This is a genomic window from Stutzerimonas kunmingensis (assembly GCF_002929225.1).
GTDB lineage: Bacteria > Pseudomonadota > Gammaproteobacteria > Pseudomonadales > Pseudomonadaceae > Stutzerimonas.
On record NZ_PISM01000018.1, the window covers coordinates 196,436 to 210,991 of the forward strand.

Here is a 14,556-nt window from a genome sequence, read left to right on the forward strand (position 1 = left end):
GGCCCCTGATTGATACAGGTCAACTCCCCCCTGAAGAGTGACCGACATGCACGGCCATAGAACTGCAAAGCCCTGCGCAGCACGAGGCTGTCGGGGCTTCTGGTGTGGGTGCGCAAAAGCCCAACCCGCAGCGACGCCGACACGCCCTTGACGATCATCAATGCCATCGCAGTGAAGCGCTCTATCGTCTCGTCCTCGCCGAGCTGACTGCACAGCCAGCATCGCGCCCCGCCCGGATGTAAGGAGCGCCCATGTTCAGATTCCTGCTACCCACCTCACTGCTGCTCGGCCTGCTGGCCGGCAGTCTGTCGTGCCAGGCTGCGTCAGTGACGCGGAAGCCGTCAACCGCGCGGCATGCAGCGCATGCTCAGCCAGCGCATCGCCATGCTTTACCTGGCCATGAGCTGGAAGCTTCTAGACCTACGCGGCGACTTCGACGGGCAGTGGCGGAGCGTTCGAGCGCGGCCTGGAAGAGCTGAACAAGGCGCCGCAGAACACCGAGCAGATCAACCGCCCGCTCGATCAGATCGGCGCGCAATGGCGTTTCGCCCGAGCCGGTTTCAGCCTCGCCGACGACGCGCATTTTGTCCCGACCGTGATCGTCACCACCAGCGACTCGCTGCTGCGCAAGCTTGAACTATTAACGCTGGATCACTAACGCTGGATCGCGAACGCCTGGCCGGGATCGGCCGATGAGTGCACTTGGGCAGAGCCCTCCGGCTCAATCAAGCGGAAACGGCGCTTCGTCAGCGCCACCGCGAAGCTGACCTGCTTCCGGCGGCCTCGGTCAGGCGAGGGGATCCCCTCGGCGGAACGGCTGCGGTGCCGCATCACCTGACGCAGGCTCTACGGCCGGAGGCGTGTCACCAAGCTTGAATGGCATCGGTGATTCGCTGACAAGGCGATGGGTGGCAGGCTCAAGGCGCTCAGGCTCTGGCTCCGGACGCTCGCGAACAGCGCGCCAGGCGAGACCGGCGAACACCACAGCCAGCACGCGATAGAGCATGGAGGCGAGATCGAAGCCGACCAAGTCACCGCCATCCAGCCAGAGCGACACCAACCGCCCCAGCACCAGCGCCGCCATGGTCATCACCAGCATGATCAGCGCTGGCCGGGCTCGCTCCGGTGCTCGCGCGGCCCAGATCAGGAACAATGCCAGCCCCAGCTGCAGGCCGCCGTAATAGACACGCATGTGACTGACCGACGCGGTTTCCATCAGCAGCATGCCGTTGAGATTGGCCATCTCGTAGGGGCGAAACCAGTAAGCCAGGCTCAGACTGGCCATCACCAGCGCCTGCGCAAGCAGAACGAAACGGGCAAAACGCATCGAAAACTCTCCTGATGTGCGACTCGCTATTCCGATTGGCATGGGACTGTCAGACTGCCGGTTTGTTCTGCCCCCGGCCCTTCGGTCGAATCTCCCGCGCGACGTCGATGGTGACAATTGCCCGCCTGCCGCACCTTGGGTATGGGCGCAACCCGGCGTATGGTGGGCCTCTCGCTCGTAGGAGGTTCCCATGCACCGTCTTCTGTTGCTGCTTCCCGTCCTGCTCGCCGGGCTCGCCCAGGCCGCCGAACCCATCGCCATCGACGTCTATCGCGACCCCAACTGCGGCTGTTGCGAAGCGTGGATCGATCACCTGCAGGACAACGGTTTTTCCGTGAGCGATCACGTGGTCAACGACATGACCTCGGTAAAAATGGAACACGGTATCCCGCACCGCCTCGGTTCCTGTCACACCGCGGTGATCGACGGCAAGTTCGTCGAAGGCCACGTTCCTGCCGCCGACATCCTCAAGCTGCGTGCGCAACCGGACCTGATTGGCGCGGCCGTACCCGGCATGCCGATCGGCTCGCCGGGCATGGAGATGGGCGAGCGCAAGGACGCCTTCAAGGTGATCGGCGTCAGCAATGCGGGCGAGGAACGCGTGCTCTCCGAATACCCCGGCGACTGAGCCATCGCGCCGCTGCGAATGCAGTGCGGTCCGCGCTGCAGCTTTTTCGCGCCGTGCGGGTCTTAACGGGAGGCAGGCGCCGCTTCGGTGTTGCGCCCTCAACCCGTCAACCGTTCAGAAGGACACCCCCATGCGCTGGAAACGAGCCCGACGCAGCGACAACGTAGTGGACGCCAGAGGCCGCAGCGGCATGCGCCTTGGCGGCGGACTGGGCCTGGGCGGCATCGCCATCGTGGTAATCATCGGCCTGCTCTCCGGCCAGGACCCGCTGCAGATCCTCGGCCAGCTGGCCAACCAGAGCGGCCCGGCCGTCTCCCAGCAGAGCCAGCCGCCGGCCGGGGATGACCCGCAGACTGAATTCGTCCGGGCGATTCTCGGCGACACCGAAGACACCTGGCGTGCGTTGTTCCAGCAAGCTGGCGCCGAGTATCGCGACCCTACCCTGGTGCTGTTTCGCGGCGGCGTGAACTCGGCCTGCGGCTTCGCCAGTTCGGCGGTGGGCCCGTTCTACTGCCCCGGCGATCAGCAGGTCTATCTCGATCTGCAGTTCTTCGACGAGATGGCCCGGCGCTTCTCCGCCGCCGGCGACTTCGCCCAGGCCTATGTGATCGCCCATGAGGTCGGCCATCACGTGCAGACCCTGCTCGGCGTTTCCCAGCAGATGCAGAGCGCCCGTCAGCGCGGCGCGAGGATGGAAGGCGACAACGGCCTGCTGGTCCGCCAGGAGCTGCAGGCCGATTGCTTCGCTGGAGTCTGGGCCTATCACGCGCAGCAACGCCACGACTGGCTGGAAGAAGGCGACCTGGAAGAAGCGCTGAACGCCGCCAATGCCATCGGCGACGACAACCTGCAGAAGCGCAGCCAGGGCCGCGTGGTGCCCGATGCCTTCACCCACGGCACCTCGGCGCAACGGGTGCGCTGGTTCCGTGATGGCTTCGAGCATGGCGATCCGGCGCGCTGCGACACCTTCAAGGCGACGCGGCTGTAATAGACGGCGACGGGAGCCTCGCCAGCAAGGTCGCTTCTACGTGGTCATGCGGGGTTCGGACCGGCTGCACGCAACTTGCTGCAGACGACGGGAGAACAGGGCTGGCGACGGGCTTGTGCACGACCTGACTCGTGCTCGGCCCGAATGCGGCAGCGGCCTCGCCCGCAAATGGCTGTGACTTCGGTGTGCGCCCCGTTCCCCGTCGCGCCGCGCTCAGATCTCGCCCGAAGAGAGCAGCCCGTGCAGCACCCGGCAATCCGGGGCATAGAGATCGGCCAGTTCCGGCCATTCGTTGTGCGGCACGTTGACCAGTACGCCACGCGCGCCGGCCGCGCGGGCGCACTCCAGGTCGAAGCGGTAGTCACCGACCATCAGCATCGCCGACGGCGCCACGCCCCAACGTTCCGCCAGATGCAGCAGCCCGCCCGGATGCGGCTTGGGCGGCGCTTCGTCGCGACCGAGGATGTCCTCGGGCAGGAAACAGTCCCCCATGCCGACTGCGTCAAGAGTCACCCTGGCCAGTTCCTGGGCATTGCGAGTGAGCACTCCAAGCCGGCAGCCGCGCTCGCGCAGAGCATGCAGCAGCTCGCGAGCGCCTTCTGCCGGGCGCGCCGCGCAGGCCAGCTCGCGCTCGTGCTCCAACAGCCAGGCGTGCTTGGCGGCGGCCTCCTCGGCCGGTAGCGCCGCCAGGTGATGGAGGATGTCGTCCTCCTCGGGGATTGCCAGCGCGCGGCGGATCGCGGCGAAATCGTGCACGGCGATCGTCAGGGTGCCGTCCATGTCGAACACCCAGTGACGGACCTCGGCGATCTTCACATCCAGTCCTCGCGCACGCGGATCAGCCCTTCCTGCGCCACGGACGCGACCAGCTGGCCCTGGCGATTGAAGATGCTGCCACGGGCGAAGCCGCGCGCATTGCCGGCCCAGGGGCTGTCGATGGAGTACAGCAGCCAGTCGTCCAGCTTCACCTCACGATGGAACCAGATGGCATGGTCGAGGCTGGCCAGCTGGATGAACTTGCTCCACGAACTGACACCGTGCGGCTGCAGCGCGGTGCCGATAAAGCTGAAGTCCGAGGCGTAGGCCAGCAGGTACTTGTGCAACGCCGGGCTGTCGGGCAGCGCGCCGTCGGCACGGAACCACAGGTGGCGGACCGGTTCGATGGGCTGCGGGTTGGCCGGATCGACCAGCGTGACCGGGCGGATCTCGATGGGCTTGGGCCGGCGCAGCTTTTCCATCACCCGCTCGGGCACCATCGGCGACAGCTTGTGCAGCAGCTCCCACTCGTTGGGCAGATCGTCCGGCCCGACCACGTCCGGCATCGGCAACTGATGCTCGTAGCCCGTTTCCTCGGCCTGGAACGAGGCGATGCCGGTGAAGATGGTCTGGCCCTTCTGGATCGCACTGACCCGCCGCGTGGTGAAGCTGCCGCCGTCGCGTACGCGATCGACGTCATAGACCACGGGCTGGTGCGAGTCGCCGGGGCGCAGGAAATAGCCGTGCAGCGAATGCACATGGCGCTCCGGCGTCACCGTCTGGCTCGCGGCGGAGATGACCTGGCCGAGCACCTGGCCGCCGAACAGCTGGGGAAAGCCGAGGTCCTGGCTCGCGCCACGGAACAGGTTCTCCTCGATGCGTTCCAGGGTCAGCAGGTTGACCAGGGCGTCGAGTATCTGGGTCATTTCGGCTTCCTTGATAGGGGGCTCGTACGGGCGCGCCATGTTACGGATTTCGCCGGCAACGCTCCAGCAACAGTGCTCATTGTCGCCAATCGTCCCGCCGCAGCCGGTAGAGCACCTGGGTGTGCAGCGGGTGCTCGGGCGAAACGTCCGGATGACCGAACGTGGTGGCCGGGTCCGGGCGCATGCCGAGCCCTTCCAGCAGTTGCCTGCCCGGTTCGTTGATCTGCGAGACACAGGCCACGACCTCGTCCAGCCCCAGCGCGCCGAATGCGCATTTCAGCGCCGTCTGCGCGGCCTCGCGAACCAGGCCCTGCCCCCAGTGCTCGCAGGCCACCGCCCAGCGCAGCTCGGCGACCGCGTTCGGCAGCGGCAAGGCGGACCAGACCAGCCCGCAATAGCCGATGAAGGCGCCGTTGTCCTTGCGCTCCAGCGCCCACAGGCCGAAACCATTGCGCAGCAGATGCAGCCTGCTGCGCACCATCAGCGCGGCGCAGTCATCCCGGGACCACCGCGCCGGGTTGTAGCGCATCACCTCCGGGTCGGCACAGAGCCGCACCAACGGATCGAGGTCTTCGTCATGCCAGTTGCGCAGCCGTAGGCGCGTGCTTTCGAGTGCGAGTCGTTCAACCATCCCTGCTCCTTGAGCGCTCCGACGGCCAGCCTGCATACTGCGGCGCACATCCATCGAACACGCGTGGTTCATGTCGCTTCCCCTGGTATTTCACGACGATTACAGCCCGCCATTGCCGCCGGGCCATCGGTTTCCCATGGAGAAGTTTCGCCTGCTGCGCGACCATCTGGTCGCCCTGGGTTTGACCACAGACGCAGCGCTATTGCGCCCCGAGCTGTGCAGCCATGACATTCTGGCGCTGGCGCACGACAGCAACTACGTCGAGCGCTACTGCAGCGGTGCGATGGGTCGCGACGAGCTGCGCCGCCTCGGCCTGCCCTGGAGCCCGGAGCTGGCGCAGCGCACCGTGCGGGCGGTAGGCGGCTCGCTGCTGGCCGCCGAACAGGCGTTGCAGCATGGCCTGGCCTGCCACCTGGCCGGCGGCACCCACCATGCCCATCACGACCATGCGTCCGGCTTCTGCATCTTCAACGACCTGGCGGTGATCGCGCTCTACCTGCTGGAAAGCGGACGCGTCGGCCGCGTGCTGATCTTCGATTGCGACGTACATCAGGGCGACGGCACCGCGCGCATCCTGGAGAACGTGGCGGACGCGGTGACCGTCTCGCTGCACTGCGAAAAGAACTTCCCCACGCGCAAGGCCCATAGCGACTGGGACATCCCGCTGCCACCCGACATGGGTGATGAGGCCTACCTCAAGGTGGTTCATGACACCCTGAACTACCTGCTGCCGATCTATCAGCCGGACCTGGTGCTCTATGACGCTGGCGTCGACGTCCACCGCGACGACGCCCTGGGCCTGCTCTCGCTGACCGACGCCGGGCTCGCCGCGCGCGACAGCGCGGTGCTCGATCACTGCCTGGGCCGCGACATTCCCGTGGTCGGCCTGATCGGCGGTGGCTACGACAAGGACCGCGCCCTGCTCGCGCGTCGCCACGCGACCCTGCATGTCAGCGCCCACTCGGCCTGGCAGCGCCACGGACTCGGCTGAGCAACCATCAGCGGCTACAATGCCCGCCCTGCTCGCCTGCCCGGTTGCCGCCATGTTCCAGCCCGCTTCTTCCTTTCGCGTCGCCATCATCGGTGGTGGCCCGGCCGGCCTCATGGCCGCCGAGGTGCTCGGCCAGGCGGGCGTCGGTGTCGATCTGTACGACGCCATGCCCTCGGTCGGCCGCAAGTTCCTCCTGGCCGGGGTCGGCGGCATGAACATCACCCACGCCGAGGACTACTCCGCCTTCGTCAGCCGCTACGGCGAACGCGCGGACGAGCTGCGCCCGCTGCTGGACGCCTTTACACCCGCTGCGCTGCGCGAATGGATTCACGGGCTGGGTATCGACACCTTCGTCGGCAGTTCCGGCCGGGTATTTCCCACCGACATGAAAGCCGCGCCATTGCTGCGCGCCTGGCTCAAGCGCCTGCGTGAAAACGGCGTACACATTCATACCCGCCAGCGCTGGCTGGGTTGGGACGAGCACGGTGCGCTGCGCATCGCCGGGCCGCAAGGCGAAAGCCTGATCGACGCACACGCCACCCTGCTCGCCCTCGGCGGCGGCAGCTGGGCACGACTGGGCTCCGATGGCGCCTGGGTGCCGCTGCTCGCAGCCCGCGGTATTGCCATCGCACCGCTGCAGCCGGCCAACTGCGGCTTCGAGGTGGAAGGCTGGAGCGCCCATCTGCGGGACAAGTTCGCCGGCGCGCCGCTGAAGACGGTCAGCCTCGCCCTACCGGGTAACGCACCGCGCAAGGGCGAGTTCGTACTTACCGCGACCGGTATCGAGGGCAGCCTGGTCTATGCGCTGTCGGCACCGATCCGCGAGGCCATCAACCGTGACGGCGCCGCCACCGTGCTGCTCGACCTGCTGCCGGATCGCACCCTGGCGCAGGTCGCCAGCGCCCTGGCCAGACCGCGGGGTTCGCAGTCCATGGCCAAGCATCTGCACCGCCAGCTGAAGCTCGATGGGGTCAAAGCGGCACTGTTGCGCGAGCTGAGCGATGCCGCGTCCTTTCAGGATCCGCAGACCCTGGCCACGGCGATCAAGGCACTGCCCATCCGCCTAGTCCGCCCGCGCCCACTGGACGAAGCGATCAGCAGCGCCGGCGGCGTGCCCTTCGATGCGCTGGATGCCAACCTGATGCTGCAACAGCTGCCCGGGGTGTTCTGCGCCGGGGAAATGCTCGACTGGGAGGCACCGACCGGCGGTTACCTGCTGACTGCCTGTTTTGCCAGTGGCCGAGCCGCGGCCGAGGGAATGCTGCGCTGGCTGCGGGCTGATCGGCCCACAGCCGCGCAGGCTTGATCGACGGGTGAGCGGCGGCCGGCTGTCCCGGCCGCCGCAGCGCTCTACATCTTCATCACGATACGGCCCTCGATGTGCCCGGCACGCATGTCGTCGAGGATCTGGTTGATGTTGTCGAGGTTGTCGGTATGGATGGTCGCCTTGACCAGCCCCTCGCCGGCGAAGTCCAGCGCCTCCTGCAGATCGGCACGGGTGCCGACGATGGAGCCGGTGATGCTGATCGCCTTGAGCACCACATCGAAGATCGGCGTCGGAAAATCTCCCGGCGGCAGCCCGACCAGGGCCACGGTACCGCGCCGCCGGGCCATGCCGATGGCCTGGCCAAAGGCGCTGTTGGACACCGCCGTCACCAGCACGCCGTGAGCGCCACCGATGTCGCGCTGCACCACTTCCACGGGGTTTTCCTTGCGCGCATTGACGGTCAGATCGGCGCCCAGGCGCTTGGCCAGTTCCAGCTTGGCGTCATCCACGTCCACCGCCACCACGTGCAGGCCCATCGCCTTGGCGTACTGCACCGCGACGTGGCCCAGGCCGCCGATACCGGAAATCGCCACCCACTGACCGGGCCGCGCCTCAGTGACCTTGAGGCCCTTGTAGACGGTGACCCCGGCACAGAGGATCGGCGCGATCTCGTCGAATTCGACGTTCTTCGGCAGGATGCCCACGTAATTCGGGTCCGCCAGCACGTACTCGGCATAGGCACCGTTGACCGAGTAACCGGTGTTCTGCTGGCCTTCGCAGAGGGTTTCCCAGCCGGTCAGGCAGTGCTCGCAACAACCGCAGGCGGTGTACAGCCAGGGCACACCGACCCGGTCGCCTTCCTTCACCCGTTTCACACCGGCGCCCACCGCGGCCACATGACCGACGCCTTCGTGACCTGGGATGAACGGCAGGGCCGGCTTGACCGGCCAATCGCCCTCGGCCGCATGCAGGTCGGTGTGGCAGACGCCGGAGGCGGCGATCTTTACCAGGATCTGGCCGGGGCCGGGCATCGGCACCTTGACTTCCTCGAGGCGCAGCGGCTCGCCGAAGGCGTGTACCACTGCGGCTTTCATGGTCTGGGTCATCGGTTGGCTCCTTGAGAAGGGACGTTCGGGCCTGCAACAGGCAGACCGGATCAAGCCTAGACTCGAATCAGTGGCCGCGTGATGACGCCGACGCCCGCGGTGCAGCCGCCAGCCCGCAGCGTGGCACGAATGTTCCAGACCGGCCACGCTCGCGGGGCGACACTGTGTCGCGCAGCATCACCGCCTTGCGTTTCACGGAGCCGTCATGGGTACAGCTGACTGGATCGATCTGAAGAAGGATGCCGAGACCGGTATCGAGACGATCCGTGCGCAATTCGAAGGTCATGCCTACGACCCGCACTTCCATGACAGCTACCTGATCGGCTTCACCGGACAGGGCATTCAGCAGTTTCACTGCCGCCGGACGCTGCACAGCAGCACGCCAGGGCAGGTGTTTCTGCTCGAACCCGGCGAGCTGCACGACGGCCACGCGCCGACACCCGGTGGCTTCACCTATTCGATGCTCTACCTCGACCCGCACTGGATCGAGCGCGAACTGCGCGCGCTGTTCGAGGATGCGCCCAACCAGTGCCAGCCGGCGTTCGCCAAGACGCTGGAAAGCGAGCCGGCGCTGGTGACGGTGATTGCCGACGCCTTCCAGGCCTTGCAAAGCCAGGACCTGCGCATCGTCCGCCAGGCCGCGCTGGACGCGCTGCTGGGCAAGCTGGCGCGGCACCTGGCATGGCGACCGCGGCTGACTGCAGACCCACGCCTGCCGACTGTGGCGCTGCGGGCACGGGACTATCTGCATGCACATATGGACCAGGATCTGGGGCTGGACGATCTGGCGCGGGCCACCGGCGTCGATCGCTTCAGGCTGTCGCGGGCGTTCAAGGCGGCCTTCGGCCTGGCGCCGCATGCCTATCTGGTCCAGCTGCGCCTGGCGAAGGCCCGTCGCCTGCTCGCAGCCGGCCAGCCACCGGCGCTGGTGGCGATGAGCCTCGGTTTCGCCGACCAGAGCCACATGGGCCGCTGGTTCCGCCGCGCCTACGGGCTGACACCGGCGCGCTACCGCAGACGCTGCTCGAATCTTCCAGACCGCTGAGCCGACAGGCGCGACCATTCGGGCATCCGCTACCCACGGAGCCGACCAGCATGCCTCGCCTCGCCGCCACCCCCGGACCATTCGCCACGCTCATCATGGAGCAGCCGTCATGAGCCAGCTGCTGCCTTTCGTGCTGTTCGCCTTCGTCGCCTCGATCACGCCGGGGCCAACCAACATTCTGGTACTGAGCAACAGCTCGCGCTTCGGCCTGGGCGCAGCCATGCCGATCATTTTCGGCGCCTGCTCGGCTGCGGCATCGATCGTACTGCTGGTGGGCCTGGGTGCCGGCGAATGGTTGCTGCGCCATCCGCAGTTGCAGCAGCTCATGAGCTGGCTCGGTCTGGCCTGGCTGCTCTACCTGGCCTGGCAAATAGCCCGCAGCCCGGCCGAGCCGGTCGAGGCCGCCGCTGCGCCGCGCCGGCTCGGCGCGCTGGGCGCCGCCGGCCTGCAACTGGTCAATCCGAAGGTGTGGATGATGGCGCTGGCGGTGGTTGGCGTGTTCAGCGGCGCCGCTGCCGACGCGGGGCGTTACGCCATTCACGCCCTGCTGTTCTTTCTGATCGCCTTGCCCTGCCTGGCAGCCTGGGCACTGCTTGGTGTCGGGGCGGCGAAGCTGCTGCACTCGGCAGCGCATATGCGCCGGTTCAACTACGCCATGGCGCTGCTCTTGGTGGTGTCGGCACTGCTGAGTCTGTGACCTGCATTACCGGTGGAAACGGCTTCGCCGTTTTTCCACCCTGCGCTGCGATCAGCGCTTCTTCGCCGGCTTGCCGCCGCCCAGGCTCGGCACCTTGCGAATCGGCCTGGCGTTGGGCTTTTCGCTCTCGTCGAACCAGTTGCCGAGATGAATCTTGCCCTTGCCGCTGCCGTCCTTGGGCTTTTTCGGTTTCTTCGGCTTCTTGATGATCTGCCCGCCCAGCGTGGTGGTCGGCACGCGATGGTCCGGCACGAAACCCAGCTCGTCGTGGCGCGGCAGCACCTGGTTGATCAGGGTTTCGATGGCGGCGAGCTGATCGACCTCATCGGCGCTGACCAGCGAAACCGCCTCGCCCGTGGCGCCGGCGCGACCGGTACGGCCGATGCGGTGCACGTAGTCCTCGGCGACGATCGGCAGGTCGAAGTTGACCACCTGCGGCAGGTCGTGGATGTCCAGCCCGCGCGCGGCGACATCGGTCGCCACCAGCACCTGCACTTCGCCAGCCTTGAAGCGCTCCAGCGCACGCAGCCGCGAGGCCTGTGGCTTGTCGCCGTGGATCGCATCGCTGGAAATGCCTGCAGCCTGCAGCTCGTCCACCAGCTGATCGACGCCCTTGCGCGTTTTGACGAACACCAGCACCTGGCCCCAGCGCTTCTCCGCCAGCAGATGCAGGAACAGCTCGCTCTTGCGTTTCTTGTCCACCGGCACCAGCCACTGCTTGACCGTCTTCGCCGCGGCGTTGCGAGGGCTGACCTCGACCGATAGCGGGTCGCGCAGCAGCTCGCGGGCCATCTGCCGGATCGCCTCGGAGAAGGTCGCGGAGAACAGCAGGGTCTGGCGCTTCTTCGGCAGGGCGGCGAACAACTGGTCCAGCTCGTCGGCGAAACCGAGGTCGAGCATGCGATCGGCCTCGTCGAGCACCAGCGCCTGCAGCTGGTTGAAGCCCACGGCGTTCTGCCGGTAGAGATCGAGCAGGCGACCGGGTGTCGCCACCAGCACATCGATGCCCTTGCGCAGCGCCATCATCTGCGGGTTGATGCTGACCCCGCCGTACACCGCGTAGGTGCGCAGCGGCAGGTTCTGCCCATAGACACGAAAGCTCTCGTGGACTTGCTCGGCCAGCTCGCGGGTCGGCACCAGTACCAGCGCGCGTACCGAATTGCTCGCCACCTTGGCGCCTTCCATGGTCAGGCGCTGCAGCAATGGCAGGGCGAAGCCGGCGGTCTTGCCGGTACCGGTCTGCGCCGCCGCCATCAGGTCGCGGCCCTTGAGCACGGCGGGGATGGCTTCGATCTGCACCGGCGTCGGCTTGCGGTAGTCGAGGGTTTCCAGGGTCCGCAGCAGCGGATCGATCAGGCCCAGGGAGGCGAAGGTCATGGCAGGCTCGCAGCGCCGTTTCGGCGGGATGAAAAAGGGCGGATTCTAGCAGCAGGCCGGGCACATCGGCTCACCAGCCGATTGCAGGCGGGCCAGGCGATGCCTTGCTGTCACAGTTTCATACGCTGCCGCGCTGGTAGCTGGCCAACGCCTGCCGCAGGATAGGCACAGCGCCGCGGCGCCGTCACATCAACCGCACGGAGACCCTGATGGAAGCGCTACTCGCCCACGGCCCCTTCGCCGAATTCGCCCTGCTGCTGATCGTTTCCGCGGTGGTCGGGGCGATTGCCGTGAGCCTGCGCCAGCCGCTGCTGATTTCCTACATCGTGGTCGGCATTCTGCTTGGCCCGGCGGTGTTCGGCCCGGTCAACGCCGCCGAACAGATCCATCTGCTGGCCGAGATCGGCGTCGCCGTGCTGCTGTTCGTGGTCGGGCTCAAGCTGGACCTCGCGCATATCCGCAATATCGGGCCGGTGGCGCTGGCCACGGGGCTCGGGCAGCTGACCTTCACCATCGTCTTCGGCTTCGCGCTCACGCTGCTGATGGGCAAGAGCACCATGGAGGCGATCTACATCGCCGTGGCGCTGACCTTTTCCAGCACCATCATCATCGTCAAGCTGCTCTCGGACAAACACGAGCTCGACTCGCTGCACGGACGCATCGCCGTGGGTTTCCTGATCGTTCAAGACCTCGCTGTGGTGCTGGCGATGATGACCATGAGCGCCCTGCGCGGCGCCGGCGATGCCGGCTGGGCCGAGGTCTCGGGCTCGCTGCTGCTGCGTCTGGCAGGCGCGGCCATCCTGATGTACGTGCTGATGCGCTACGTGCTGCCGCCGCTGGTCAGCCGCATGGCGCGCTCGCAGGAACTGCTGCTGATCTTCGCCATTGCCTGGGGCACCGGGCTCGCCGCGCTGGGCGACTACATCGGTTTCAGCAAGGAGGCCGGAGCCTTCGTCGCCGGCTTTTCGCTGGCCTCGACGGCCTATCGTGAAGCGATGAACGCGCGCCTGACCGGCATCCGCGACTTCATGCTGCTGTTCTTCTTCATCGACCTCGGTGGCCGGCTGGATTTCTCCACGCTCGGCAACGAGATCCTGCCGGCCATCGTGCTGGCGCTGTTCGTGCTGATCGGTAATCCGCTGATCGTCATGGCGATCATGGGCTACATGGGTTATCGCAAGCGCACCGGCTTTCTCGCCGGGCTGACCGTGGCGCAGATCAGCGAGTTCTCCATCGTTTTCGTCGCCATGGGCATCACCCTTGGCCATATCGGGCCGGAGGCGCTGGGCCTCACCACCCTGGTCGGCTTGGTGACGATCATGCTCTCGACCTACATGATTCTGTTCTCGCAGCCGCTCTATGAACGGCTGGCACCCTGGCTCGGCGTGTTCGAACGCAAGCGCCCCTATCGCGAACTGGAAGTGGAGGCCCAGGGCAGGCCGCAGGGCCATCCGCGCATCATCATCTTCGGCCTGGGCCGATATGGCTCGCGTCTGCTGCAGCAGCTGGCCGCGGCACGACTGCCGGTGCTCGGCGTGGATTTCGACCCGGAAGCCGTTCGCACGCTGCGCCGCAGCAAGCTGCCGGTACGTTTCGGCGATGGCGAGGATCCGAGTTTTCTCGAATCGCTGCCGCTGCAGCATGCCGAATGGGTGGTCACCAGCTTTCCGCAGTGGGAGGCCAATCGCGCCTTTCTGCATGCGCTCAAACATGCAGGGTTTCAGGGCAAGATCGCCGGCGTGGTGCGCGACGACCAACATGGCAAGGCGCTGGATGCGGCCGGCGTCGCCCGCGTGCTTAACCCCTTCACCGATGCGGCGGACTTCGCCGCGCGCAGCCTGATCGACGAGCTGGGATCAACGCCCAGACCGCCGACCGACTACGCGGCAAGGCGTTGAAGGACCCCACACGCGGCGCCGTCCGGGCTCTGTCTGACCGGCGGACTTCAGCCACCGCCGGCGCAGCCGTTAACCTGCTATCCACCGGCCCCAATCGAGTGCGCCCATGAGTTCGAGCAACACCAGCAGCATCCCTGCCCCAGATGCCTATCCGTGCCACGGCGCAGCCGAGCACGGCGCCTGCCCCAGCTGCGCCAGTGGCGAGCGCCTGGGCTTCAGCTTCAGTTACGCCTTCCAGCCGATCGTCGATCTGCGCAGCCGGCAGATCTTCGCCCATGAGGCGCTGGTCCGCGGCATCGGCGGCGAGCCGGCACCCACTGTGCTGTCGCAAGTCACCGAGCAGAATCGCTTCCGTTTCGATCAGGCCGGCCGGGTCAAGGCGATCAAGACCGCGTCCAGGCTGGGCATGCAGAGCAAGCTGTCGATCAATTTCATGCCCAACGCGATCTACCGCCCCGAGCTGTGCATCCGCTCGACGCTGGAAGCCGCCCGTGCCCACGACTTTCCCATCGAGCAAATCATCTTCGAGACCGTCGAAGGCGAGCGCATCAACGACGGCAAGTGGCTGACCGAGGTGTTCCGCGAATACCAGCGCATCGGCTTTCTCACCGCCATCGATGACTTCGGTGCGGGCTTTGCCGGGCTCAATCTGCTGGCCGATTTCCAGCCGGACATCATCAAGCTGGACATGGACCTGATCCGCGGCATCGACCAGAGCCGCACGCGTCAGGCTATCGTCCGGGCGACGGTGGGGATGTGTGAGGAGTTGGGTATCAAGGTGATCGGCGAAGGCGTGGAAACCGCCGGCGAATGCAGCGCCCTGTTCGATCTGGGCATCCATCTGATGCAGGGCTACCTGTTCAGCCGGCCGCTGTTCGAGGCCTGTGGCCAGGCGGAACAGCTCGCCTGGCCGCAGTGA

General features: G+C 66.6%; 14 protein-coding genes. 8 read left to right on the top strand and 6 right to left on the bottom strand.

The features are described from left to right. Positions 1–787 precede the first annotated feature (787 nt). On the bottom strand, positions 788–1,327 hold the full coding sequence (locus tag CW305_RS11430; protein ID WP_042928335.1) for a DUF4345 domain-containing protein: 540 nt from the start codon (positions 1,325–1,327) through the stop codon (positions 788–790). 190 nt (positions 1,328–1,517) lie between these two features. On the opposite strand from CW305_RS11430, the gene CW305_RS11435 reads away from it, so the two are divergent. Together CW305_RS11435 and ypfJ are read left to right on the top strand one after the other, a co-directional pair. Then, positions 1,518–1,955, top strand: a complete 438-nt coding sequence (locus tag CW305_RS11435; RefSeq protein WP_042928334.1) for a DUF411 domain-containing protein — start codon at positions 1,518–1,520, stop codon at positions 1,953–1,955. Positions 1,956–2,085: 130 nt separating this feature from the next. Then, the gene (ypfJ, locus tag CW305_RS11440; RefSeq protein WP_104097958.1) at positions 2,086–2,943 is read left to right on the top strand and encodes a KPN_02809 family neutral zinc metallopeptidase; all 858 of its coding nucleotides are present in this window, start codon (positions 2,086–2,088) and stop codon (positions 2,941–2,943) included. A 213-nt stretch (positions 2,944–3,156) separates the two neighbouring features. Here the strand turns inward: ypfJ and CW305_RS11445 are convergent, their stop codons facing one another. From CW305_RS11445 to CW305_RS11455, 3 genes are all read right to left on the bottom strand, one after another. Continuing rightward, positions 3,157–3,759: an HAD family hydrolase gene (locus CW305_RS11445; protein ID WP_104097959.1), complete on the bottom strand. Its 603-nt coding sequence runs from the start codon at positions 3,757–3,759 to the stop codon at positions 3,157–3,159. Beyond that, a complete protein-coding gene (gene tesB, locus CW305_RS11450) occupies positions 3,756–4,625 on the bottom strand; it encodes an acyl-CoA thioesterase II (protein WP_041014940.1) in 870 nt (289 codons plus the stop codon). The genes CW305_RS11445 and tesB overlap by 4 nt, the downstream gene beginning before the upstream one ends. A gap of 76 nt (positions 4,626–4,701) precedes the next feature. Then, entirely contained in the window at positions 4,702–5,256 is a 555-nt protein-coding gene (locus tag CW305_RS11455; protein WP_104097960.1) for a GNAT family N-acetyltransferase, read from the bottom strand. 70 nt (positions 5,257–5,326) lie between these two features. On the opposite strand from CW305_RS11455, the gene CW305_RS11460 reads away from it, so the two are divergent. Both CW305_RS11460 and CW305_RS11465 read left to right on the top strand, forming a co-directional pair. Further along, positions 5,327–6,247 (top strand): histone deacetylase family protein, encoded by a 921-nt coding sequence (locus CW305_RS11460; protein WP_104097961.1) that lies wholly within the window; start codon positions 5,327–5,329, stop codon positions 6,245–6,247. 19 nt (positions 6,248–6,266) lie between these two features. After that, positions 6,267–7,553, top strand: a complete 1,287-nt coding sequence (locus CW305_RS11465; protein ID WP_104097962.1) for a TIGR03862 family flavoprotein — start codon at positions 6,267–6,269, stop codon at positions 7,551–7,553. A gap of 44 nt (positions 7,554–7,597) precedes the next feature. Here the strand turns inward: CW305_RS11465 and adhP are convergent, their stop codons facing one another. Continuing rightward, a complete protein-coding gene (gene adhP, locus CW305_RS11470) occupies positions 7,598–8,620 on the bottom strand; it encodes an alcohol dehydrogenase AdhP (protein ID WP_104097963.1) in 1,023 nt (340 codons plus the stop codon). 205 nt (positions 8,621–8,825) lie between these two features. On the opposite strand from adhP, the gene CW305_RS11475 reads away from it, so the two are divergent. Next, positions 8,826–9,665 carry an AraC family transcriptional regulator gene (locus CW305_RS11475; RefSeq protein WP_104097964.1) on the top strand — a complete coding sequence of 280 codons (840 nt, stop codon included), beginning with the start codon at positions 8,826–8,828 and terminating at the stop codon, positions 9,663–9,665. Positions 9,666–9,774: 109 nt separating this feature from the next. Then, complete coding sequence (locus CW305_RS11480) at positions 9,775–10,362, top strand: LysE family translocator (protein WP_104097965.1); 588 nt, start codon at positions 9,775–9,777, stop codon at positions 10,360–10,362. Positions 10,363–10,413: 51 nt separating this feature from the next. Here CW305_RS11480 and rhlE1 read toward each other — a convergent pair whose 3' ends face one another. Then, positions 10,414–11,739 (bottom strand): RNA helicase RhlE1, encoded by a 1,326-nt coding sequence (gene rhlE1, locus CW305_RS11485; RefSeq protein WP_104097966.1) that lies wholly within the window; start codon positions 11,737–11,739, stop codon positions 10,414–10,416. A 209-nt stretch (positions 11,740–11,948) separates the two neighbouring features. Here rhlE1 and CW305_RS11490 point away from each other — a divergent pair, with 209 nt between their 5' ends. Then, a complete protein-coding gene (locus CW305_RS11490; RefSeq protein ID WP_014821529.1) occupies positions 11,949–13,637 on the top strand; it encodes a cation:proton antiporter in 1,689 nt (562 codons plus the stop codon). Positions 13,638–13,743: 106 nt separating this feature from the next. After that, positions 13,744–14,556: a S6 modification regulatory phosphodiesterase RimA gene (gene rimA, locus CW305_RS11495; RefSeq protein ID WP_104097967.1), complete on the top strand. Its 813-nt coding sequence runs from the start codon at positions 13,744–13,746 to the stop codon at positions 14,554–14,556.

Coding starts and splice junctions, on each gene's coding strand:
- CW305_RS11430 (WP_042928335.1), bottom strand. CDS start 1,327: ATGCGTTTTGCCCGTTTCGTTCTGCTTGCGCAGGCGCTGGTGATGGCC.
- CW305_RS11435 (WP_042928334.1), top strand. CDS start 1,518: ATGCACCGTCTTCTGTTGCTGCTTCCCGTCCTGCTCGCCGGGCTCGCC.
- ypfJ (WP_104097958.1), top strand. CDS start 2,086: ATGCGCTGGAAACGAGCCCGACGCAGCGACAACGTAGTGGACGCCAGA.
- tesB (WP_041014940.1), bottom strand. CDS start 4,625: ATGACCCAGATACTCGACGCCCTGGTCAACCTGCTGACCCTGGAACGC.
- CW305_RS11455 (WP_104097960.1), bottom strand. CDS start 5,256: ATGGTTGAACGACTCGCACTCGAAAGCACGCGCCTACGGCTGCGCAAC.
- CW305_RS11460 (WP_104097961.1), top strand. CDS start 5,327: ATGTCGCTTCCCCTGGTATTTCACGACGATTACAGCCCGCCATTGCCG.
- CW305_RS11465 (WP_104097962.1), top strand. CDS start 6,267: ATGCCCGCCCTGCTCGCCTGCCCGGTTGCCGCCATGTTCCAGCCCGCT.
- adhP (WP_104097963.1), bottom strand. CDS start 8,620: ATGACCCAGACCATGAAAGCCGCAGTGGTACACGCCTTCGGCGAGCCG.
- CW305_RS11475 (WP_104097964.1), top strand. CDS start 8,826: ATGGGTACAGCTGACTGGATCGATCTGAAGAAGGATGCCGAGACCGGT.
- CW305_RS11480 (WP_104097965.1), top strand. CDS start 9,775: ATGAGCCAGCTGCTGCCTTTCGTGCTGTTCGCCTTCGTCGCCTCGATC.
- rhlE1 (WP_104097966.1), bottom strand. CDS start 11,739: ATGACCTTCGCCTCCCTGGGCCTGATCGATCCGCTGCTGCGGACCCTG.
- CW305_RS11490 (WP_014821529.1), top strand. CDS start 11,949: ATGGAAGCGCTACTCGCCCACGGCCCCTTCGCCGAATTCGCCCTGCTG.
- rimA (WP_104097967.1), top strand. CDS start 13,744: ATGAGTTCGAGCAACACCAGCAGCATCCCTGCCCCAGATGCCTATCCG.